The 19,921-nt window shown below is 67.1% G+C and carries 19 protein-coding genes and 1 pseudogene; 8 read left to right on the top strand and 12 right to left on the bottom strand.

All coding sequences use genetic code 11. From position 1 onward, the window contains the following. Nucleotides 1-2: 2 nt before the first annotated feature. The gene (locus tag EXQ71_03940; protein ID MSO86657.1) at nucleotides 3-902 is read right to left on the bottom strand and encodes a 1,4-dihydroxy-2-naphthoyl-CoA synthase; all 900 of its coding nucleotides are present in this window, start codon (nucleotides 900-902) and stop codon (nucleotides 3-5) included. A gap of 29 nt (nucleotides 903-931) precedes the next feature. Here EXQ71_03940 and EXQ71_03945 point away from each other — a divergent pair, with 29 nt between their 5' ends. Continuing rightward, nucleotides 932-1,891, top strand: a complete 960-nt coding sequence (locus tag EXQ71_03945) for an aldo/keto reductase (protein MSO86658.1) — start codon at nucleotides 932-934, stop codon at nucleotides 1,889-1,891. Nucleotides 1,892-1,912: 21 nt separating this feature from the next. After that, nucleotides 1,913-2,338, top strand: coding sequence for a hypothetical protein (locus tag EXQ71_03950; GenBank protein ID MSO86659.1), 426 nt, complete (start codon nucleotides 1,913-1,915; stop codon nucleotides 2,336-2,338). Between the two features lie 82 nt (nucleotides 2,339-2,420). Here EXQ71_03950 and EXQ71_03955 read toward each other — a convergent pair whose 3' ends face one another. Then, entirely contained in the window at nucleotides 2,421-2,936 is a 516-nt protein-coding gene (locus EXQ71_03955; GenBank protein MSO86660.1) for a PadR family transcriptional regulator, read from the bottom strand. Nucleotides 2,937-2,991: 55 nt separating this feature from the next. Between EXQ71_03955 and modB the strand changes: the two genes are divergently transcribed. Further along, on the top strand, nucleotides 2,992-3,816 hold the full coding sequence (modB, locus tag EXQ71_03960) for a molybdate ABC transporter permease subunit (protein MSO86661.1): 825 nt from the start codon (nucleotides 2,992-2,994) through the stop codon (nucleotides 3,814-3,816). Further along, the gene (locus EXQ71_03965; protein ID MSO86662.1) at nucleotides 3,813-4,868 is read left to right on the top strand and encodes an ABC transporter ATP-binding protein; all 1,056 of its coding nucleotides are present in this window, start codon (nucleotides 3,813-3,815) and stop codon (nucleotides 4,866-4,868) included. Before modB ends, EXQ71_03965 begins: the two co-directional genes overlap by 4 nt. Nucleotides 4,869-4,875: 7 nt before the next feature. Here the strand turns inward: EXQ71_03965 and EXQ71_03970 are convergent, their stop codons facing one another. Continuing rightward, nucleotides 4,876-5,805 (bottom strand): LytR family transcriptional regulator, encoded by a 930-nt coding sequence (locus EXQ71_03970; protein MSO86663.1) that lies wholly within the window; start codon nucleotides 5,803-5,805, stop codon nucleotides 4,876-4,878. Nucleotides 5,806-5,893: 88 nt separating this feature from the next. Here EXQ71_03970 and EXQ71_03975 point away from each other — a divergent pair. Then, nucleotides 5,894-5,984, top strand: a pseudogene (locus tag EXQ71_03975) (chitin-binding protein). Nucleotides 5,985-6,123: 139 nt separating this feature from the next. On the opposite strand, the gene EXQ71_03980 reads toward EXQ71_03975, so the two are convergent. The 4 genes from EXQ71_03980 to EXQ71_03995 form a co-directional block, all read right to left on the bottom strand. Beyond that, the gene (locus EXQ71_03980) at nucleotides 6,124-8,115 is read right to left on the bottom strand and encodes an ATP-dependent helicase (protein ID MSO86664.1); all 1,992 of its coding nucleotides are present in this window, start codon (nucleotides 8,113-8,115) and stop codon (nucleotides 6,124-6,126) included. A 32-nt stretch (nucleotides 8,116-8,147) separates the two neighbouring features. Then, a complete protein-coding gene (gene msrB, locus EXQ71_03985) occupies nucleotides 8,148-8,555 on the bottom strand; it encodes a peptide-methionine (R)-S-oxide reductase (GenBank protein ID MSO86665.1) in 408 nt (135 codons plus the stop codon). A gap of 17 nt (nucleotides 8,556-8,572) precedes the next feature. Further along, nucleotides 8,573-8,761, bottom strand: coding sequence for a hypothetical protein (locus EXQ71_03990; GenBank protein ID MSO86666.1), 189 nt, complete (start codon nucleotides 8,759-8,761; stop codon nucleotides 8,573-8,575). Between the two features lie 92 nt (nucleotides 8,762-8,853). Then, nucleotides 8,854-10,137: a M18 family aminopeptidase gene (locus EXQ71_03995; GenBank protein ID MSO86667.1), complete on the bottom strand. Its 1,284-nt coding sequence runs from the start codon at nucleotides 10,135-10,137 to the stop codon at nucleotides 8,854-8,856. 196 nt (nucleotides 10,138-10,333) lie between these two features. On the opposite strand from EXQ71_03995, the gene EXQ71_04000 reads away from it, so the two are divergent. Next, nucleotides 10,334-11,113, top strand: a complete 780-nt coding sequence (locus EXQ71_04000; GenBank protein MSO86668.1) for an SDR family oxidoreductase — start codon at nucleotides 10,334-10,336, stop codon at nucleotides 11,111-11,113. After that, nucleotides 11,085-12,158 (top strand): Gfo/Idh/MocA family oxidoreductase, encoded by a 1,074-nt coding sequence (locus EXQ71_04005; protein ID MSO86669.1) that lies wholly within the window; start codon nucleotides 11,085-11,087, stop codon nucleotides 12,156-12,158. Before EXQ71_04000 ends, EXQ71_04005 begins: the two co-directional genes overlap by 29 nt. Here the strand turns inward: EXQ71_04005 and EXQ71_04010 are convergent. From EXQ71_04010 to EXQ71_04020, 3 genes are read right to left on the bottom strand one after another with little or no spacing between them, the layout of a single operon-like run. Continuing rightward, the gene (locus tag EXQ71_04010) at nucleotides 12,155-12,814 is read right to left on the bottom strand and encodes a hypothetical protein (GenBank protein MSO86670.1); all 660 of its coding nucleotides are present in this window, start codon (nucleotides 12,812-12,814) and stop codon (nucleotides 12,155-12,157) included. The genes EXQ71_04005 and EXQ71_04010 overlap by 4 nt on opposite strands. Nucleotides 12,815-12,821: 7 nt before the next feature. After that, a complete protein-coding gene (locus tag EXQ71_04015; GenBank protein ID MSO86671.1) occupies nucleotides 12,822-13,496 on the bottom strand; it encodes an alpha/beta fold hydrolase in 675 nt (224 codons plus the stop codon). A gap of 19 nt (nucleotides 13,497-13,515) precedes the next feature. Continuing rightward, nucleotides 13,516-15,045: a hypothetical protein gene (locus EXQ71_04020; protein ID MSO86672.1), complete on the bottom strand. Its 1,530-nt coding sequence runs from the start codon at nucleotides 15,043-15,045 to the stop codon at nucleotides 13,516-13,518. An 89-nt stretch (nucleotides 15,046-15,134) separates the two neighbouring features. On the opposite strand from EXQ71_04020, the gene EXQ71_04025 reads away from it, so the two are divergent. Further along, the gene (locus EXQ71_04025; protein ID MSO86673.1) at nucleotides 15,135-16,580 is read left to right on the top strand and encodes a glycosyltransferase; all 1,446 of its coding nucleotides are present in this window, start codon (nucleotides 15,135-15,137) and stop codon (nucleotides 16,578-16,580) included. A gap of 6 nt (nucleotides 16,581-16,586) precedes the next feature. Here EXQ71_04025 and EXQ71_04030 read toward each other — a convergent pair whose 3' ends face one another. After that, nucleotides 16,587-18,737 carry a hypothetical protein gene (locus EXQ71_04030; GenBank protein MSO86674.1) on the bottom strand — a complete coding sequence of 717 codons (2,151 nt, stop codon included), beginning with the start codon at nucleotides 18,735-18,737 and terminating at the stop codon, nucleotides 16,587-16,589. Next, nucleotides 18,725-19,882, bottom strand: a complete 1,158-nt coding sequence (locus EXQ71_04035) for a glycosyltransferase family 1 protein (protein ID MSO86675.1) — start codon at nucleotides 19,880-19,882, stop codon at nucleotides 18,725-18,727. Before EXQ71_04035 ends, EXQ71_04030 begins: the two co-directional genes overlap by 13 nt. Nucleotides 19,883-19,921: the final 39 nt, after the last annotated feature.

The raw sequence follows: 19,921 nt of genomic DNA on the forward strand, positions 1-19,921 counted from the left end.
ACCTAGTAGTGCCAGGGGTACGGGGCCCAGTTGGGCTTCCGCTTTTCGAGAAAACTGTCGCGGCCTTCGGTGGCTTCTTCGGTCATGTACGCCAGGCGGGTGGCCTCCCCGGCGAAGAGTTGCTGGCCCACCAGGCCGTCGTCGATGAGGTTGAAGCTGTACTTCAGCATTCGCTGGGCGGTGGGGCTCTTGGCGTTCACCTTGGCCCCCCATTCCAACGCCACCCGCTCGAGGTCGGCGTGGGGAACCACGGCGTTCACCATGCCCATCCGGTGGGCATCAGCGGCGCTGTACTCCTCGCCCAGGAAGAAGATCTCCCGGGCAAACTTCTGCCCTACTTGGCGGGCGAGGTAGGCCGAGCCAAACCCGCCGTCGAAACTGGCCACATCGGCGTCGGTCTGTTTGAACCGCGCATGCTCCTGGGAGGCCAGGGTGAGGTCGGCCACCACATGCAGGCTGTGGCCACCCCCGGCGGCCCAGCCGGGAACCACGGCGATCACGATCTTGGGCATGAAGCGGATGAGGCGCTGCACCTCCAAGATGTGCAGACGGCCGGTCTGGGTGGGGTCGATGGTGCTAGCCGTATCGCCCTGCGCGTAGCGATACCCGTCGGCACCCCGGATGCGTTGGTCGCCGCCCGAGCAAAACGCCCAGCCCCCGTCTTTGGGCGACGGGCCGTTGCCCGTGAGCAGCACGCAGCCCACGTCGGGGCTCTGGCGGGCATGGTCCAGCACCCGGTACAACTCATCGACCGTGCCTGGTCGAAAGGCGTTGCGTACCTCGGGTCGGTTGAAGGCCACGCGCACGGTGCCGTGGTGCTTGGACCGGTGGTAGGTGATATCGGTGAGGTCGAAGCCTTCCACGGAAGCCCAGACATCGGCATCGAACAGCTCGGAAACCATATCGGCAGGGTAAGCGGTAGAAAGGGACAATGGAATATCGACGACTGGGCCGTTCCGGCCTGAAGGTAAGTGTCCTCTCCTTCGGATCCTGGGTTTCCTTCGGACCCCAACTCGACGTAGGAAAGGCCCGGGACTGTATCGAAGCCGCCCAGGAAGGCGGTGTGAACTTCTTCGACAACGCAGAGGCCTACGCCGGGGGCGAATCCGAACGGATCATGGGGGAGGCCATTGCCCAACTCGGTTGGGCGCGGGAGACCTACGTGGTGTCCACCAAGGTGTTTTGGGGGCTTACCGAAGGGGTGAACACTCGCAACACGCTGAACCGCAAGTACCTCATGCATTCGGTGGACGGGTCGCTCCAGCGCTTCGGTCTCGATTTCGTGGATCTGCTGTTCTGCCACCGCCCCGACCCGCAGACACCGATTGAAGAGACGGTGTGGGCGATGTCGGACATCATCGACCAAGGAAAAGCCCTCTACTGGGGTACTTCGGAATGGTCGGCGGATGAGATCCGGGCGGCGTGGGCCATCGCCGACAAATACCACCTCCGCAAGCCAGTGATGGAACAACCTCAGTACAACATTCTCGAACGCAAGCGGGTGGAGCGGGAGTACGCCCGTCTCTACGAGGACATCGGGCTCGGGCTCACCACCTGGAGTCCGCTGGCTTCCGGGCTCCTGTCGGGCAAGTACCTGAACGGCATTCCCGAGGGGAGCCGGGCCACGCTGCCGGGCTATGAGTGGCTCCGGGACATGCTCATCGACGAAGGCCGCAACGCGAAGGTGAAGGCGCTGGCCCAGATCGCCGAGGAACTCGATTGCACCCTGTCGCAACTTTCCCTGGCCTGGTGCGCCAAGAACCCTCATGTCTCCACGGTGATCACCGGGGCGAGTTGTGTGGAACAGGTGCAGGAGAACATGGTGGCCCTCGAGGTGATGCCCCAACTCACCGATGACGTCATGGCCCGCATCAAACAAGCCGCCCGCTGAGCAGGGACGAGAAAGGGAGCTATGGAAGCCGTCGTGATCTTTGAGAGCCTCACCGGGAACACGGCCAAGGCTGGCTATGCCATCGCCGCGGGCCTGAGCGAGCGGGGGCTTCCCACCACGGCGTTCCCCACGACCCAGATCGATTACCAGGCGCTGTCCAACGCGGACGTGGTGATTCTGGGCAGTTGGGTGGATGGGCTCCTTCTCGTAGGACAGCGGCCCGGTCGCCTGGGTCGGATCCGCGCCCTGCCGGCCCTGGCCGGAAAGCGAACCATCGTGTTTCTTACCTACGCCATCGATCCGGGGCGGGCCCTCACCAAAATGTCCGATGCCGCCACCGCGTTGGGGGCTGAGGTGCTCGGCGGCCAAGTGATTCGGCGCGACAAGCGGGCGGATGGCGTCGCCGATTTCGTCGACCGGGTCCTCCAGGTGACCGTGGACGCTTGAGTATCGGTTCGCTCCGGCCGGTGGGCGGTTTCGCCCCTGATGCCTGCCCCCAATCATCAGGGCAACGCCGACAGCAGCCGGGCTAACCGAACGGGGCGGGCCCTGATTCGAGGAAACGCTCGATGGCGTGGGCCTGGCTGCGGCGCCAGCGACTCACGGCATCGGTTTCGACGGTGCCCTGGGCGAGGGCCAATGCATCGGCGAAGGCCGTTCGCTGATCCCTGAGCAAGGTGGCGGTGGACCGATCGGATCGCTCCAGCAGCAGCAGTTTCACTATCAACTCGGCTCGGACATCCCGGAAGCGGGCTACTGGGGTCGCCAGCCACTGACGTACCGCTCGTCGACCCGCCGGACGGAGTCGATACACCGTGCGCACCGGTCCGTCGCCAGCTTCGGTGCGGGCTGGGGTGATCAGATCGGCGGCCACCAGTTGCTCGATGGCCCGGTAGGTGAGGGGCCGACTGGCCGCCCACACCCGTCCAATCTCCCCGCCTCGCCCCAGGAGGCGAGCAAGGGCAAAGCCGTGGTTGGGGCTTTCATCGAGCAGGCCGAGGAGCACCCATTCGGTGAGGCGGCGCGTCTCAGGGGCGCGGTCCATCCCCCTATCCAACCACCGTCCCCCCGGTAGTCAAATCCTGACTACCCTGGGACCGATGGCACCGAACCCCCCCGCTGGGCATCCCCGCCGTTCCCGCCGAGGCCTGAGTACCGGACTGCTCGCAGCGGTGGGGGGGGCAGCCTTGCTGGTCTTGGTGGTGATTCCCGTGGTGGCCCTCGTGGCCCGGGCTCCGTGGTCCTCCGCCGGTGAGATCCTGGCCCAACCGGCCAACCGCCGGGCGCTACGGCTATCGCTCGTGGTCTCCGGTTGGGCTCTCCTTCTCAGTGTGGGCTTCGGGTTTCCCATCGCCTGGCTGCTGGCGCGCGTGGCTTTTCCTGGGCGTCGGGTGGCTCGGGCGCTCGTGACCCTGCCGATGGTGGTGCCGCCGGTGGTGGGCGGGGTGGCGCTCCTCCTGGCCTTCGGCCCGGACGGGTTGGTGGGCCAGTGGCTCGACCGCTGGTTCGGTATCCAGCTGGCCTTTACGACCACCGCGGCGGTGGTAGCGGCCACCTTCGTGAGCCTGCCCTTCTTTGTGATCACCGTGGAGTCGGCGTTGCGGGGAGTGGACCGTCGCTACGAGGACGCCGCCCTCACCCTCGGTGCTTCTCGGGGCATGGTGTTGACGCGCCTGACGTTGCCATCGATACGCGGCGCCTTGGGCGCGGGAGCGGCCTTGTCGTGGGCACGGGCACTCGGCGAATTCGGGGCCACCATCACCTTCGCCGGGAGTTTTGAGGGCCGCACCCGAACGATGCCGTTGGCCATCAACCAAGCCCTCAAGACCGACGAACAAACAGCCATTTTGCTCAGCCTCGTGCTGCTCGGCGTGTCGGTCACTGTCCTCGCCTCCTTGCGGGATCATTGGCTGGGGGGAACATGAGGTTGGCCCTGGCGGGAGGGGCGCCCATGGGTGACGGGCACCTGCAGGTGGATCTGATGGTGGAGCCGGGTGAAACCGTGGCGGTGCTGGGACCCAATGGGGCGGGGAAGACGACCCTGCTGCGGGTGTTGTGCGGTCTGTCGCCGCTCACCGAGGGCCGCCTCTGTTTGGGAGAGGAGGTACTCGACGAGCCCGCCGCCTCCACCTTCGTACCTCCCGAGGACCGGTCCATCGGCGTGGTGTTCCAGGACCTGCGGCTCTTCGATGCTCTTGACGTAGCCGACAACGTGGCCTTCGGTCTGCGCGCCGGTGGCACCGCCCGTCGCGCCGCTCGCCGAGAGGCACTCGACTGGCTGGCGCGCATCGGACTAGAGGAGCGGGCCAACGATGCGGTGGCCGAGTTGTCCGGGGGGGAAGCCCAGCGGGTGGCCTTGGCCCGCTCATTGGCCCCGGCGCCGATGGTGTTACTCCTCGACGAACCCCTGGCGGCCCTCGACTCTCACCGTCGTGCGGCGGTGCGCCGAGAGCTGCGCGACCACCTCGCCCATCACCACGGTCCGTGCGTGATGGTGACCCACGACCCCCTCGATGCCGCCGTGTTGGCCGACCGGGTCGTGGTGATCGAGAACGGGGAGGTGAGCGACCGTGGCGTGCTGAGCGATCTGGTGGCGCGCCCGCGGACCACCTGGGCGGCGGAGTTGGGGGGCACCAACCTGCTCCCGGCCCAGGCCCGCGGTGTGGCCCTGGCCGTGCCGGGGGGAGGGGTCATTCGGGCGGCGGAGGCCCCGGGCGATGGCCCGGTATTCGTGGCTATCCGGCCCGGCGCGGTGGCGCTCTACCGTCATCGCCCCGACGGCAGTCCCCGAAACATCTGGGGCGGCACCGTCGCGGCCATCGAAGGATACGGAGAACGAGTGCGGGTACAGGTGGCGGGGCCGGTGCCTCTGGTGGCCGAGGTAACGGCGGCGGCTGTAGCGGAGATGGCGCTGGGCATCGGCGCCGCTGTCTGGGTCAGTGTCAAAGCCACTGAGGTCGCTGCCTACCCCGCGTGAGGGCTGGTCACCGAAACTGAGCGAGGGCGGCATCGGCTGCCGGTTGCGACAAGAAGAGCACCGAGCCCGACCCGTTGCGGCCACTGGTCACCGGCAACTCCACCGAGGTGGGGTTGAGGGAGCGGAGTTGCCAACCCAGTCGGATCGCCTCGATCAGGCCCAGCGAGTCGTCGATCCGCAGACCGTCGCTGGCATCGTTGGCGGCCCCGGTCAACACGAACGGGTTTTTGGTGGCCCCCAGTTTGGCGAAGACGGTGGTCAAGAACCGCTGTTGGCGCAACACCCGGCCGAGATCGCTGGCCACCTCGATGGGCTTCACCGTTCCGTTGCCGTCCACCACCTCATAGTGCCGTGAGCGCACATAGGAAAGAGCCTGGGGCCCGTCGAGCAGGTTCGGTCCGGCCTGGGTGATGTTCAACCCCGAATTGGTATCGATGGCCGGATTCGGGAACTCGATCACGATGCCCCCGAGGCTGTCCACCAGGCGGGAGAAGCTAACGAAGTCCACCTCCATGTAATGGTTGATCGGGATACCCAGGGAAGACTGGATTGTTTTCACCAACCGGGCTGGACCTCCGTTATAGGCCGCATTGATCTTTTGGGAGCCGCCGGTATCAGCGATGGGAAGGTAGAGATCACGAGGTATCGACATCATCGTGGCGGTCGAACCCTTCATCCGGAGGATGAGCATGGTGTCGGAGCGACTGCCGCCACCGTCCTCGAAGGCGGCGGGATCGAGCCCCGCATCGAGGATTGCTTGGGGGTCGCGCGAGTCGGAACCCACGATCAAATAGTTGGTGCCCGTTCCGCCGGTGGCCAGGACGTTGGAGAGCGGGATCTTTTCGATGTTGTCGTAGACCGATGCCGCGTAGCGGTATCCGAGGAGCAGGCCCAGCAGCAACACGATCGGCAGGAACAGCGACGTGAGGAGAAGCACCCGACGCAGTTTGGGGTGACGCGGACGGCGAGGCGACTGCTTGGTGGGGCGCGGTTTCTTCGGAGGTGGTGGAGTTGCCCGGCCCGTTGCGGGGGGTCTGGGCGGGGCCCCCGTTGCGGCGGGTGCTCCGAAGACCGAGCGGCCGGGGCTGGCCCGGCGGGGCGGGGCGACCGGGGGCGCCGCGGGCGACGCGGAGGGGGCAACCGGGGCGGGGGCGGGTACATGGACCCGACGTTGATCTCGGCGAAGAGGCGGTTCGTTCACGAAGGATCAAACGATACGCGCTTCGCTCCCGCTCGGCCGCGATAGGCGCTGAGATCAGGCCTCGAGGAGTCCGGCCAGGAAGTCCTGCACCTCGGCCACTGCTGGTGCCACCGCAACCTCCTGCGTCTCCGTCGGGGGGGCGGGAGGCGTGGCGAAGGTCTCGTCGCATTCGGAGGCCACGGCAGGGGAGATGAACCGCGAGCGTTGGGCATAACTGTGGGCATCCCGCCCGCGGCTGTTCTGGCGGTGGTGGTGGTACCGCAATGGCACATGGAGCCAGAGATCGTCACGGGCCCGGGTCATGGCCACATGGAGGAGGCGCCGCTCCTCCTCGATCTCCTCGGGATGTCCGGTGGCCATATCCGACGGCAGGCATCCGTCGGCCAGGTGGATGAGGTGCACGACATCCCACTCGGCCCCCTTGGCTGAGTGGATGGTGGACAAGGTGAGGTAATCGTCGTCCAGATGAGGCGGGCCGGCGAGGTCGCCGGTGGAGGAGGGGGGATCGAGGGTGAGGTCGGTGAGGAATCGCTCCAGGCTGGGAGCGGTACCCGCGGCCTGTTCGAGCCGGTCGAGATCGGCGGTGCGGGCGGCGCCGTTGCGGTGGCGGCGCTCCACCCGGGCGTCGAGCCAGCGGCGCACCTCGGCCACCTGAGCCCCCGGGGTGGCGCGCAGGGCGGGAGCGCGCGCCGTGTTGAGGGCAGTGAGAAGGGGGTTGAGGTGGGGGTTGTCGATGGCTTGGTGGTTGTGCAGGGCGGCGGTGATGGCGCGGGCATGGGTGGGGCCGATGCCGTCGATCAACTGCAGCACCCGGAACCAGGCCAGATCATCGGCCGGGTTTTCTACCAGGCGGAGCGCACAGACGAGGTCTTTCACATGGGATGCCTCCAAGAACTTGAGGCCGCCATAGAGGACGAAGGGGATGTTGCGGAGGGTCAGTTCCACCTGGAGGACCTGGCTGTGATGGCTGGTGCGGAACAGGACGGCCTGCTGGAGCAAGGCCACGCCGGCTTCCATGCGCTCCACGACGGCGTCGCACACCCCGGTGGCCTGCGCGTGCTCATCGTGGGCGGTTACGAGCCGAGGCCGGGCGCCGGAGGAACGTTCGGCGCGGAGATCCTTCGGGTGCCGCTCGAGGGCATCGGCCATCACGGCGTTGGCGGCGGCGAGCACCTCGGGGGTGGAGCGGTGATTCCGGGTCAGGGTGACCACATCGGCCCCGAAACGGGTGGGAAAATCCAGGATGTTTCGCACGGTGGCGGCTCGGAATCCGTAGATGGCCTGGGCATCGTCGCCGACGGCGGTCATCGTGGCGCCCAGGGCCGCCAACTCGGCGAGGATGTCGCCCTGGAGGGCGTTGGTGTCCTGCACTTCGTCCACCAGGACATGGGTGATCTGCTCGGCCACCAACGGCCGGATGCTGGGTGTGCGCAGCAATGCCCACCAGTGGAGGAGGAGGTCGTCGTAGTCGAGGACGCGGTGGGTGTGCTTGCGCTGGAGGTAGGCCGCGTAGACGACGCGTAACTCCTCGGCGTCGTCGAGGCACCACGGGTACCAGCGCTCGAGCACCTCCACGAGGGGGCGACGGGTGTTGACACAGCGGCTCCAGATGGCCGCCAGCGCGTCTTTGTTGGTGCGACGGCGACGTCGCGCATCCGGTGGTTGATGCTCATCTCGTACGTAGGCCAGGAGGTCGGCGGTATCGGCCTGATCAAGCACGGTAAAGGTTGGCTCCAGGCCGATGGCGCGCCCGTAACGGCGGAGGAAGCGATTGGCCATGGCGTGAAACGTGCCGCTCCAACAGGCGGCGGCGATACGCGCCCCCATCACCACTTCGGCCCGCTGGGTGAGTTCGGCGGCCGCCCGACGGCTGAAGGTGAGCAGCAGGATCTGTTCGGGGGCCACGCCGGTGTCCACCAGGTGGGCCAGACGGGCAGCCAGGGTGGTGGTCTTGCCGGTACCCGCACCGGCCACGATCAACAGGTGCCCTCCCGCGTGGGTGGCGGCCTGTTCCTGTTCATCGGTAAGAGCGGGAGGCGCGAACATACGTTCGATCCTACCGCCGGACGCGCCGGTTGTCAGTCTTCGGGCAGCAACACGAGGGAGGCGCTGTTCATGCAGTAGCGCTCGCCCGTAGGGCCAGGTCCATCGGGGAACACGTGACCAAGGTGGGCATCGCAGCGCGCACAACGCACCTCGGTGCGCGTCATGCCATGACTGGAGTCGGTGAGCAAGCGCACGGCGTCGCGCTGGGCGGGGTCGGTAAAGCTGGGCCAACCACTGTGCGAGTCGTACTTGGTATCGGAGTGGAACAGGGTGGCATCGCACACGATGCACCGGTAGGTGCCGGGATCCTTGGTATGGCAGTAGGCACCACTGAACGCTCGTTCGGTGCCGCCCTTCTGGGTGACGTTGTATTGCTCCCGGGTGAGCCGAGCGCGCAGCTCATCGTCGGTAGGAAGCGGTAGGGCGGGTTCGTCGGGCATAGGCACAGTCTGCCCGATCACGGCCACCGTGGAGGCTTACTGGTGAGGTGCCACTGGTGGCAGTAGTCGCAGGGGTAGCACGACAGAGCCGCACCATCCCGGCCTTGGTCCCAGGCGCGACGCTTGATGGCCTCCTCGGCCGCCGCCTGGTTCCGATGGCGGGCCTTGTTGCCGCACATCCGCTGTTCCCGATCGTGGCTATCCACCCCACCAGTGTGCCCCAACCCCCCAGGATCCACTCAGGTGGCTCGGTGGCCTCCGCCCCGAGGGAACGCCGACCGGAACGCGCCCCCATGGCCTATGCGGGGGCGAGGAATGCCGTCATGGCTCGGGCATAACGGATCGGCTCATCGGCGGCACACAGTTCTCGGGCCGAATGCATAGCCAACTGCGGTGCTCCCACATCGAAGGTGGCGATCCCCATACGGGTGGCGGTGATCGGTCCGATGGTGGAGCCGCAGGGCAAATCGCCACGGTGGGCGTATCGCTGGAGCGGCACATTGGCCTGCTCGCAGGCCACCACAAACACCGCTCCGGAGAGGGCATCGGTGGCGTAGCGCTGATTGCTATTGATCTTGAGTACGGGGCCTCCGTCGAGGTCGATGATGTGGCCCGGTTCGTGACGCTCCGGATAGTTCGGATGGGTGGCATGGGCCATGTCGGCTGAGCAGCACCACGAGGCCGCCAGGGCCCGCCGGTGTTCGTCACGACCGCCCCCCAAGGCCAGCCCGATGCGCTCGGTCACCGCTTCCAGGAGGGGGGAGGCGGCCCCGCGATCCGATGACGAGCCCACCTCTTCGTGGTCGAACAAGGCGAGGATGGGAATCTGGGCGGTGGTGGGGGCGGCGGGGTCGGTGGCGGCGACGAGGGCCTCCATCCCGGCCCAGGAAGAACAGAGGTTGTCGAGACGGGGGGCGCTGATCAGATCTTGGTGCTCCCCTATGAAGGTGCTGGGGGTGAGGTCGTGAAGCATCAGGTCCAGCCCGAGAATGCTGTCGACACTCAGCCCAGCTTCGGCGGCCACAAAATGCGCCACCTCCCCCTGGTGGTGGTCGCCGAGGCCCCAAATGGGACGAAGGTGCTCCTGGGGGTTGAGCAGCAGACCCCTGGTGGACACCTCGCGGTCGAGATGGATGGCGAGTTGCGGCACCCGGGCGATGGGGCGGTCGATGAGGATGAGTTGGGTCACCGGGCCGTGGGGCCCGCGCACCACAATTCGCCCCGACAGCCCGAGGTCGCGGTCGAGCCACGAGTTGACCAGGGCCTCGCCGTACACTTCCACCGCCAACTGCCGGTACCCGTAACCGCCGGTGTCGGGGTGGGGCCGCAGTCGCAGATTGGGCGAATCCGTGTGGGCCCCGATGATGCGAAAGCCGTCAGCGGCCTGGTGCTGGGGCGCCATCGCCCACGCCACCAGGCTGCCGCCCCGCCGCAGGAGATAGCGCCCCGGGTCGGTAGGGAAGGCGGATTGGTCGGAAACTTCCCGGTACCCCTCCGCCTCAAGCCGGGCGGCGACCGTGGCGCACGCGTGAAACGGCGAGGGGGAGGCATCGATGAAACTGAGGAGGGCACGAGCGTCCATCCCCACAGCCTGCCACTCGTGGCCCGATGGAGTGGATTGGGCCGATGAGCGGCGCCAGCCTTCGGGGCCAGCGGGCACCACCTCGGGCGCGATGCGCGCCAGGGGAGTCGGGGCGGGTTCGAACGGGGTGGCACCGGAAGTACCCCCCTCCGGGTCGGTGACCTCGGGTGCATCCCTTCGTTCTAGGGTGCGGCCTATGGCTCGCCTCACCCAACTCAGTCGCTCGATCGCCGGCCAGGTGGCGGTGGTCACCGGTGCCGCCAGCGGTATGGGGCGTTCCACCGCCTACCTCCTGGCCGATGAAGGCGCCTCGGTAGCGGTCCTGGACCGCAGTCGGGAGGGCGCAGAGGCGGTGGCGCAGGCCATCGTGGCCAACGGGGGTCAGGCCGTAGCCGTGGTGGTAGACCTGGCGGAGGGTCCGGCCATCGAAGCCGCCGTGGAGGAGGCCCGGGTGGCTCTGGGGCCGATCGATCTCTTGGTGAACAACGCCGGCATCAGCATCCCGGCCCCGATCGATCACGACGATTTCGACGAGGCCTGGGGACAGACCATGGCCGTGAACCTCACCGCCTATGCCGGCATGATTCGTGCCTCGCTGGCGGATCTGTGCCGCCACGGGGCCGGCCGGGTGGTGAATGTTGCCTCCACCGAGGGGCTCGGAGCCACGGCGTTCATCGCCCCCTACACCAGTGCCAAACACGGTGTGGTGGGCCTCACGCGGTCGCTGTCGGTGGAACTCGGGCCCCGGGGGGTCACGGTGAATTGTGTGTGCCCCGGGCCGATTCGCACCGGCATGACCGAGGCGATCCCCGATGCAGACAAGGTCAAGTTCGCTCGGCGGCGGGTGCCGATGCGGCGCTACGGCGACCCCGAGGAAGTGGCCCAGATCACCCTGTCGCTCTTGCTGCCGGCGGCCTCGTTCATCACGGGGGCGGTGATCGCGGTGGATGGTGGCCTCACCGTGCAAAACACATGAAGCGAGAGCGGGGTCGGTCGTGACGGTGAAGGTTGGGTTCATCGGAGCGGGGCACATCGCCACCTACCACGGGAAGAGCTTGCGGCGCTCCGGGGCCGATCACGTGATCGCCGCCGTGTACGACGTGGATCCGTCGCGCGCTCGGGCTTTCGCCCAGGCCTCCGGGGCCGAGGCGATGGGCAGCGAGGCGGCGGTGATGGCGGCGGTGGACGCGCTCTACGTGTGTACCTGGACCAGTGAGCACCCTCGGGTGGTGATGGCCGCCGCGGCCCGCGGTTTGCCGCTGTTTTGTGAAAAGCCGTTGGCGATCACCCTGGATCAGGCCCGGTCGGCGGCGGCGGCGGTGGTGGAGGCCGGTGTGATCAATCAGGTGGGTTTGGTGCTGCGCAGCAGTCCCGCTTTCCTCGAACTTGAGCACCAGTTGGCCGATCCCGCCAACGGGCGCGTGCAGGCCGTGGTGCTGCGCGACGATCAGTACTTGCCGGTGCAGGGGATGTACGGCTCGAGTTGGCGGGCGGACCAGACCAAGGCCGGGGCCGGGACATTGCTCGAGCACTCGATCCACGACGTTGATGCACTCGAGTGGCTGATCGGTCCTATGCGATCCGTGAGTGCTCGCTCCTCCACCTTTCATGGCCATCCGGGCATCGAAGACACCATGGTGGGTTCGATGGAATTTGCCGGTGGGGCTCAGGGCACGCTGGTCAGTGTCTGGCACCAACTCTTAGAGCGGCCGAGCCTGCGACGGCTCGAGGTGATCTGCGAACATGCCTTCATCACGCTTGAGCACGACGCCCACGGTCCGGTGACCTGGATCCGTTCCGATGGCTCGTCGGGATCACTGGAGGGCCAGGAACTACTAGCGGCGGTCAGTGAACGCAGTGGGGGTCGAGTACCCAACCAGGATCGAGGATTCGTGGAGGCCGTGGCCACCGGCGCGGCGGGTGATCACCCCGACCTGCTCACCGCCGTGCGGGCGCACGAGGTGGTGGACGCGATGTATCGCTCCGCCGCCAGCGGCGGCAACGCCGTGCCGGTGGGCTAGCCCCAGGGGTGCGTGACGCGATGAGTGAGGCGATCGGCACCCTCGTCTAGGCCGGGCAAGGTGGATTGCAGGGGTATCCCGCGTTCACTGACCCAGTCGAGCACCAACGCCTCCACCTCCGCCCAGGTAGACGCCCGGGGGCCTTCGACCGCTTGGTTGTAGGGGGCATCAAAGACAATCACGGGGTTGCCGGCCGCTCGCAAGGCCTGCACGTTGTGGGTGGCGTCGTCGACGTAGGCATCGGCTTCCACCTCCGGTTTTGCCCCCAGGAAGCAGATGTCCCGGTAGGGGATGCCTTTGTCGTCGAGCCAGGCCACGGTGTCGGCCACGGCGATGGCATGACCCCAGTTCACGCAGAGACGATGCGTGATGATGCGGATCCATACCCCCGCATCGGAGAGCCGCCAGAGGCTCTCGGCTACTCCTGGCAACGTGGGCATCGTGCGGAACATGTGGTGTTCGAGCACCGCCAGACGGTGGAGGCGGTCGAACTCTTCGGGACCATGGATGCCCCATTCGGCGAAGTCCCAGGTGCGGGCGTCGACGAGTGTCTCCGGGGCCACCTGACGGTCGGCGGCAACCACGGCTCGGAAGGCGGCGGTGTAGTCGCCGCAGACGCCGTCGAGGTCTACCCCCAGGATGAATTCGCGGGTCATGGCGGCCTCACAGGGATGCCCCGAGGAACGTGAGGGCGGCATCGATGCAGCCAAAATCTTTCGGCGTGGCGAAGTGGTCGATGTTGCGCAAGGTGACCAGTTCGGCGTGAGGAAGCAGCTCTACCAGTGGCTCGCCGGGGCCGGCGAAGTCTTGGTCGCCAAGGATCACCAGGACTGGGATGTTCACCCGGGCCAGGCTCTGCGCACTTAGGGCGGGGCGCGACGACTGGAGGCAGGCGGCGAGGGCGAGCGGATCCACGTCGGGGTGCTGGGCCAGGCCGGCGAAGTAGGCCACGACGGGATTGGCGGGATCACCTTCGCCCTGGATGGCCCGCAACACCAGATCACTGCCGTCGCTGCGCAACAGGTTGGCGCCGACGGCAGTGAGCACAAGGCGCTCGAAGCGCTCGGGCACCTCGCTGGCGAGGCTGAGCAGCACCCGGGCACCGAGTGAGAAGCCGATGGCGTCGACCGGTTCGGCGGGGAGTTGGGCCAGCACCAATTGCTCCATGGCGTCGTAGGCCGCCGGGTCGTGGGGCTTGGCGGCGGTGCCGTGGCCGAGCAGATCGATCGGCCACGCGCGACGGCCGGCATCGGCGAGGAGGTCGAGCCATCCGTTGTCGCCCCAGGTGCGCGCACTAGAGGTGGCGAACCCGTGCACGAGCGCAACAGAAGTGGACATCTCCAGATCCTAGGAGAGGTCAGTCCTCGGCCCGCAGGATGGCGCCATCGGCAAAGGGTTCGGCTACCAAACCGGGTACCAACGCCTCCAGTTCGTCCCGGCTCAGTAAACGCGGATAGGTGAACCCCTCCACGTACACCACCGCCCCCCCGGCGGCCAGGCCATCGCGCAGGGCGGCCAGATTGGCCTCGAACCCGGGATCGGTGAGGCCGCTGTAGCCGTTGGTGCGGGCGGGCACTGGGAATGCTTGTCGTTCGGCCCGCAGCGACAGCAGCGTTACGTCGTTGGTCCACAGCGACGTGGCGGCGGGTAGGGCGCGCACGGCGGCGAGGGTGGGTGAGGTGGCGAAGCGGCGCTGGCTGTATTCGATGCCATCGCCTCGGGACTGGTGGATCCAGTCGGCGGTGCGGGCGAGTTGGGCACAGAGCACCACAACAACCAGCGAGAGCCCGATGGCACGAAGCCGGGGTTGGTGGGTGGTGTCGACCGGCCACGCTGCGCCGAGCATCAGGATCACCAGGGGTACCACGGGCAGGACCAGGCGGTCGTCCGCCACGATGGCCTGATCGAGCCACGTCTTGCTGACCGCCAACATGATGATCTGGGCGAGAGCCATCCCGCCGGCCAACACGACCAACGGCGGGCGAGGGGTGCGCCCTCCTCCGGCTCCAGTCGCCGCCCGCCCGATGACCACCACCGCCACTATCCCCGCCCCCAACACCAACGCCCGGGTCAGGGCGGGCCCTAGGCCACTCGGCAGCCAATAGGCACCGAGGGTGTCCACGAGGGTGCGCAGGTCGCCCACCCCGGGGGGATGCCACACGATCGCCCTAGTGGATTGTGGCGCTGCATCGAGCAGGAGGCGCGTGCTGAAGTACCAGGTGGCGGCGCCCCCGAGCGCGATGGTGGCCCCGGCTCGTACCTGCGCCCGTCGTCCGTGTACCAGGACGGGTACCAGGACCGCTAAGACGGGGACGGTGACCAGCGCCCCATGGCGGGCCAGTCCTGCGGCTCCAGCCGCCGCGGCGGTCACCACCAACCACCGTGGCCGCGTGACGGCTATGGCCGCAGAAGTCACGGCGGCGACGACTGCGGTGATGGACAGGACCTCGGCCATGACGTAGCCCGTCCAGCGCAGCATGGCGGCCGAGGTGGCTAGGAGTAGCGCCGCCGTTACGGGCACGGCGATGGCATCGGCCCCGCGTCGGGGCCGGGCGGCGGCCACGGCGGCGGCCACCATGACGATGATGGCCATGAGGCAGGCAATGTTCACCGCCCGGGCCGCCTCGCGGGCGGTGGCGGTGCCGAATCGAGCCCCGGCGATGGTGGCGGAGTAACCGGGCGGGAACACCCCGTTGAGTACGAGAGGAACCCGCCACGGGTCGTCGCGGTAGGCGGTGGCCGCCAGTTCGTAGGAGGCTGAATCCACGCTGAGGCCGGGCCCGTTGGGAGCCGTGGCGAAGGCCACCACCCCACCCGCCGTCACCGCCACGAGGACCACCAGGACAGCCACGATCCGGCGGGGGACGTGAACGGGGCGGCGACTCATGGCACTAGAGCATGACTCGTTGGGCCCGACGCACTGAGTCATGCCTCGCCCGGTCCAGGATCCTTCCGGGTTCCCGGCCGGCCAGTAAGATGCTAAGGATGAAAAAAGTTGGGATTCTCGTGGTGGCCTACAACGCGGCCAGCACGCTCGCGCAAACCCTCGATCGCATCCCCTTGGATTTCCGGGGGGAAATCCACGAGATCCTCATCGGCGACGACTACAGCCAAGACTCCACCCACCTCGTGGCGCTCGGATACCAGCAGATTGCCCCGGAACTACCGCTGCGGATCGTCCGTCATGAACACAACCTCGGTTACGGCGGCAACCAGAAGTGGGGCTACCAGTACGCCATCGAGCACGGGTGGGACGTGGTGGTGCTGCTCCATGGCGACGGTCAGTACGCCCCCGAGTTGCTGCCTTCCATGATCAAGCCCATTGTGGACGGCCGGGCGGAGGCAGTCTTCGGGTCGCGGATCATGAACCAGGGTGAAGCCCGTCGCGGCGGCATGCCAGCCTACAAATACGTGGGCAACCGGATTCTCACCACCTTCCAAAACGCGGTGGTGGGTACCGAACTCACGGAGTGGCACTCCGGTTACCGGGCCTACGACGTGAAGGCACTAGAGGCACTCCCGCTCGACGTCAACGCCGACGGCTTCAACTTTGACACGGAGATCATCATTCAGCTCCATGAGGCCGGGTACCGGATCCACGAGATCCCCATCCCCACCTACTACGGCGACGAGATCTGTTACGTCGACGGCCTGGGCTACGCCAAAGACGTCGTGAAGGATGTGCTGCGGTATCGCGCCCACAAGATGGGCTTCGGCACCGGGGCGAAGGCGTTTTCCTCCACTGCCTATGACATCAAAGCGGGTGATGATTCGTCCCACGGTCGGATCCAACGGTGGATGAGTCTGCGACCGCCCTCGCGTATTTTGGATCTCGGCTGCTCCGACGGGGAGTTGGGGGCTCGGCTGATCGAGATGGGGCATGAAGTCATCGGGGTGGACCTCGAGGAACACAAGGGCGTGCGGGGGCGACTTACCGATTTCTTCCAGGCCGATCTTGAGCAGGGAATCCCCGAGGGAGTCGGGGAAAATTTTGACGTGGTGCTGTGCGCGGATGTTCTCGAGCACGTTCGTTCGCCGGAAGATGTCCTGGAATCGGCCCGGTCGGTGCTTCGCTCCGGGGGGAGTGTGATCACCAGTATCCCCAACTTCGGCCATTGGTATCCGCGTGTTCGGGTGGCGGTGGGTCGCTTCGACTACGACGCTCGGGGCATCCTGGATCGCGGGCACCTGCGGTTCTTCACCAAGAGGAGTTTCGGCCATCTGGTGTATTCGAACGGCTGGGAAATCCGTCGCGAGGAAGCGATCGGTCTCCCCTTGGAGGTAGCCGATCGCGGAGCGTCCGGGCCGGGTGGCGGAAGCGGGGTGCGCGACACACTGCGCCGCCTCGACGGCGCGCTGGTGGCGATCCGCCCGCAACTGTTCAGCTATCAGTTCGTGTACGAGTTGTGTTCGCGGGATTGAAGAGGCTCAGCGAGCCGCCTCTTGGCGCAGTTCCTCGCAACGACGAAGATTGCGTTCCGGCAGCGGGTCGAACCGGCCCGTGTAGGTATCGGCTAGCAACGGATCGTCGATAATATCCGCGCCTGCGGTGATGGCGGCGTCGGCAGGGGTCGTATAGAAACTCTGAAAGGCCAATACGTCATCGAGCCAGATCTGGACGAACTCGAGCCGGGGATCTACCACGAGATCGAGGGTGTACGTGCGCTCAGGCGGCAGAAATAACGTGGGGCTGCGATAGCCACTGCCGGGGCCTTGATAGTTGAACCGTACCCCGGCGCCGCCCATCCATTCGGCATAGAGCTGTCCGTCGCCGGCCGAACTGGTGAGCGTGAACAGCGGGAGTCGGGTGCCGGGCGCTTCAGCCGGAAACGTGATGCTGCGCAGGTAGCGGCCACCGGCTTCAGAGCGCACCAGGGGGTTCCAGGCATGATGCTTCGAGGCGTTCAGGGGCATGCCGTCGGCCAGGTACATGGCCTCGCAATCGCCGATGATGGTGACCTCACCGCGACGGGCGTCGTTGGGGAGTCCCTCGCCCGGTCGAAGCGGGATAAACGGTTCGCCTCCGAGCGACTGGGCTATGTCGTAGCGCGTATCCAGGAAGCCTATGGCTACATCGTCTTTCACGTCGGAGCTGTAGAGCCGACCGAAGATCAGGCCAAGGGAGAAGTTCACCCACACCCCCGCCAGCAGCAAAACCCCCAGGGTGGCCCACACCGGAACGACCCAGCGGGGGCGATGATCAGCCACCGCGGTGCTGCGGGCCAGCAGGTGGTGAACCCCGATGAGGCTGAGGATCACCAGGGCAGGAATGAGGTCGGTGAGGTAGCGGTTGGCGACGTAGGCGAAGGGGAGGATGGTGATCCCCCCGGCCAGGGCGCCGAGGGCGGGCCCGCGCAGGGCGGCCACGCCGGTGCCCGATGCCCCGCGCGGGGCTCGGAGCAGCGCCCACCCCCCGATCGCCGCTAACACCGCCAGCACCGGCATGGATGACGGCAGGCTGCTGGCGTAGTCGACCAGGTCGAACTCCACGCCACCGAAGGGACGGGCGGGTGGGGGGAAATCGATGAAGGGGAAGGCCGAGGTGAACCGCAGGGCATCGGGTCGGATGTACTGGACCACGGTGGTGGGAACCCACTTGAAGCCGAACAGCGTGCCGTTGTTGGCATCCAGGAATTGGCGCCGTTGGGCATCTTCGATGCTGAAGCCCTGGCTATAGAACGGGATGGAGAACAGGGTGGCGAACTTGATGTAGTTCACCGCCGCGTACACGGCCACGGGAATGACGGCGGCCAGGGCGGGAGCCACCACGGGCACACGGCCATCGGGACGGCTGGCGCTGCCCGCCCAGGCGAACCATGCGTGGCTCCGACCGCGCCGTCGGGTCATCGCGACGATGAGGTTCCCGCCAGCCAGGATGGCCATGGCGGCCACAGCCCCCAGGGCCACCGAACTGCGAGAGCACATAGCCAAGGTGATGACCAGTCCCGCCCACGCGAAGCGGCGCCGACTCGGCCGCTGCACACATCCCACTACGGCGTCGATGCCCACGATTGTCCAGGCCGCGCCCCATAACGATGCCTCGTGGTAGACCCACGCCCGACTGGCTTCGAACAGGAACGTGGAGCCACCGCCCACCGCAAAGGTGATGAGGGCGGCGATGGCGAGATCGCCGCGCCCGAGCGGCGTGGCCGGGCGCACCAGGGCCCTGATGCGCCAGTGGAGACGGGTGGTGCCTGCCATCGCCACGAGGGTGGCGAGAATCATCGAGAGTTGTGTGAGGCGGGAGTCGAAGCGGGTGGTCAGCGCCGCTAGGGGGAGGCGAGCTAAGGCAGGCCAGGGTCCTTGATACATGTAGGCGCGGCCGTCATGCAGGAACTTTTCGATGCTCAAGATCCCATCGGGAATGCTCCAGCGGCCTGCCAGCCAGGCGTGCGCTTGCGCATCGTAGAAATCCCCGCTGCGTTGCCACTGGAGGAGATCGGCACGCCCGCGGGTAATCACGAAGGTGAACAGCGCGAGCGCTACGGTGGCGCCGGCGCCGCTGGCCAAGAGGAAACGACCTTGGGCGCCAGTGGTCCAGGCCGGTTGCCATCGACGGCGTGGTATTACCGGAGACATTGGTCCGCCACGCTCTGTAAGACCTCTAGGGCGGTGCGATCCCAGGTGAGCCCGTCGGCCTGTGTTTGGGCGGCGGCTCCCAGCGCGGTCCGGAGATCGCAATCGGTGAGGACCTGCTCGATAGCGGCGGTGAGTTCGTGCTGGTTGTCGACGAGCAGTCCGGTGCGCTGGTCCTGCACCACATCCACGTGGCCATCGATTCGAGTGGCCACCGCCGGGGTGCCGCAGGCGGCGCCCTCGGTGAGGGTCATGCCCCATCCCTCGTGCGACGAGGCGCTGGCGACGAGCCACGCGGATCGGTAGTGATCCACCAGCGCCTCCGGGGAGATTCGACCCTCGAAATGCACGAAGGCGTCGGCTTGTTGGTCGTGCACGAGGCGGGCCAACGCGCTGCGCTCGTAACCTTCCCCGACAATGACCAACTGCACCTCAGGGAGACGAGGTCGGATCGCCGACACGGCGGCGATGATCCACTCGAGGCGCTTGTGGGGGACGAGTCGACCTACCACCAGTACTCGGGGATGGGCACTGCGTGTGCCGCCCGGGGAGAAGCGCGGGTCGATGCCGTTGGGCACCGCGGTGATCTGGTCGGCGGGGATGCCCAAGCGGTGAATGATTTGCTGCCGTGACGACGGCGATGGCGTGAGGATGCGCGAATGTCGATACAGGCGGGGGGCCACGCGCAGTTCGAGCACCTCACCGAGGCGGGCGAGGTGCGGCGTCATCACCTGCCGCCACATGTCGCCGTGGACATGGTGAATGAAGGTGGTCCGCGGACCCCGGGCCCACAGGGGGGTGAAAAAAGGGAGGCCGTTCCACACTTCCAACAGCCCGTCGCGGCGACCGCCCGATCGGCGGAGTTCCTGTAGGGGGGCATCCAGGAATACGAGGTGCCGCCCCCGGCGACGGATCACCCGGTAGCCGTCGCGCTCGATCTGGTTGGGATGGCCCTGGGCATGGGAGGTGCGCATCACCACCTCGATGCCGGCGGCCGCCCAGCGCAAGGCAATCTCCGCTGCGTGCACCTCTGATCCGCCGGCTTCGATGTCGTCGAGGTCACGCCAGGCGAGTATGTGCATCCGGCGTAGGCCCGCGGCGGTGGCTACGTCGCCCAGCTTCTGGCGATCAGGGGTGGTCTCGGGCATCGGAACTCCCGACCCTAGTGGTGGTTCCAGTGAGGGAAT

Source organism: Acidimicrobiia bacterium, assembly GCA_009694375.1.
Classification (GTDB): Bacteria; Actinomycetota; Acidimicrobiia; order Acidimicrobiales; family VFJN01; genus VFJN01.

Bases quoted from the DNA above. Each gene is read 5' to 3' on its own strand.
- EXQ71_03995 (MSO86667.1), bottom strand. From the start codon at position 10,137: ATGGACGCTCGTGCCCTCCTCAGTTTCATCGATGCCTCCCCCTCGCCG.
- EXQ71_04000 (MSO86668.1), top strand. From the start codon at position 10,334: ATGGCTCGCCTCACCCAACTCAGTCGCTCGATCGCCGGCCAGGTGGCG.
- EXQ71_03950 (MSO86659.1), top strand. From the start codon at position 1,913: ATGGAAGCCGTCGTGATCTTTGAGAGCCTCACCGGGAACACGGCCAAG.
- EXQ71_04010 (MSO86670.1), bottom strand. From the start codon at position 12,814: ATGACCCGCGAATTCATCCTGGGGGTAGACCTCGACGGCGTCTGCGGC.
- EXQ71_03940 (MSO86657.1), bottom strand. From the start codon at position 902: ATGGTTTCCGAGCTGTTCGATGCCGATGTCTGGGCTTCCGTGGAAGGC.
- modB (MSO86661.1), top strand. From the start codon at position 2,992: ATGGCACCGAACCCCCCCGCTGGGCATCCCCGCCGTTCCCGCCGAGGC.
- EXQ71_04035 (MSO86675.1), bottom strand. From the start codon at position 19,882: ATGCCCGAGACCACCCCTGATCGCCAGAAGCTGGGCGACGTAGCCACC.
- EXQ71_04025 (MSO86673.1), top strand. From the start codon at position 15,135: ATGCTAAGGATGAAAAAAGTTGGGATTCTCGTGGTGGCCTACAACGCG.
- EXQ71_03955 (MSO86660.1), bottom strand. From the start codon at position 2,936: ATGGACCGCGCCCCTGAGACGCGCCGCCTCACCGAATGGGTGCTCCTC.
- msrB (MSO86665.1), bottom strand. From the start codon at position 8,555: ATGCCCGACGAACCCGCCCTACCGCTTCCTACCGACGATGAGCTGCGC.
- EXQ71_04005 (MSO86669.1), top strand. From the start codon at position 11,085: ATGGTGGCCTCACCGTGCAAAACACATGAAGCGAGAGCGGGGTCGGTC.
- EXQ71_03965 (MSO86662.1), top strand. From the start codon at position 3,813: ATGAGGTTGGCCCTGGCGGGAGGGGCGCCCATGGGTGACGGGCACCTG.
- EXQ71_03980 (MSO86664.1), bottom strand. From the start codon at position 8,115: ATGTTCGCGCCTCCCGCTCTTACCGATGAACAGGAACAGGCCGCCACC.
- EXQ71_04020 (MSO86672.1), bottom strand. From the start codon at position 15,045: ATGAGTCGCCGCCCCGTTCACGTCCCCCGCCGGATCGTGGCTGTCCTG.
- EXQ71_04030 (MSO86674.1), bottom strand. From the start codon at position 18,737: ATGTCTCCGGTAATACCACGCCGTCGATGGCAACCGGCCTGGACCACT.
- EXQ71_03945 (MSO86658.1), top strand. From the start codon at position 932: ATGGAATATCGACGACTGGGCCGTTCCGGCCTGAAGGTAAGTGTCCTC.
- EXQ71_04015 (MSO86671.1), bottom strand. From the start codon at position 13,496: ATGTCCACTTCTGTTGCGCTCGTGCACGGGTTCGCCACCTCTAGTGCG.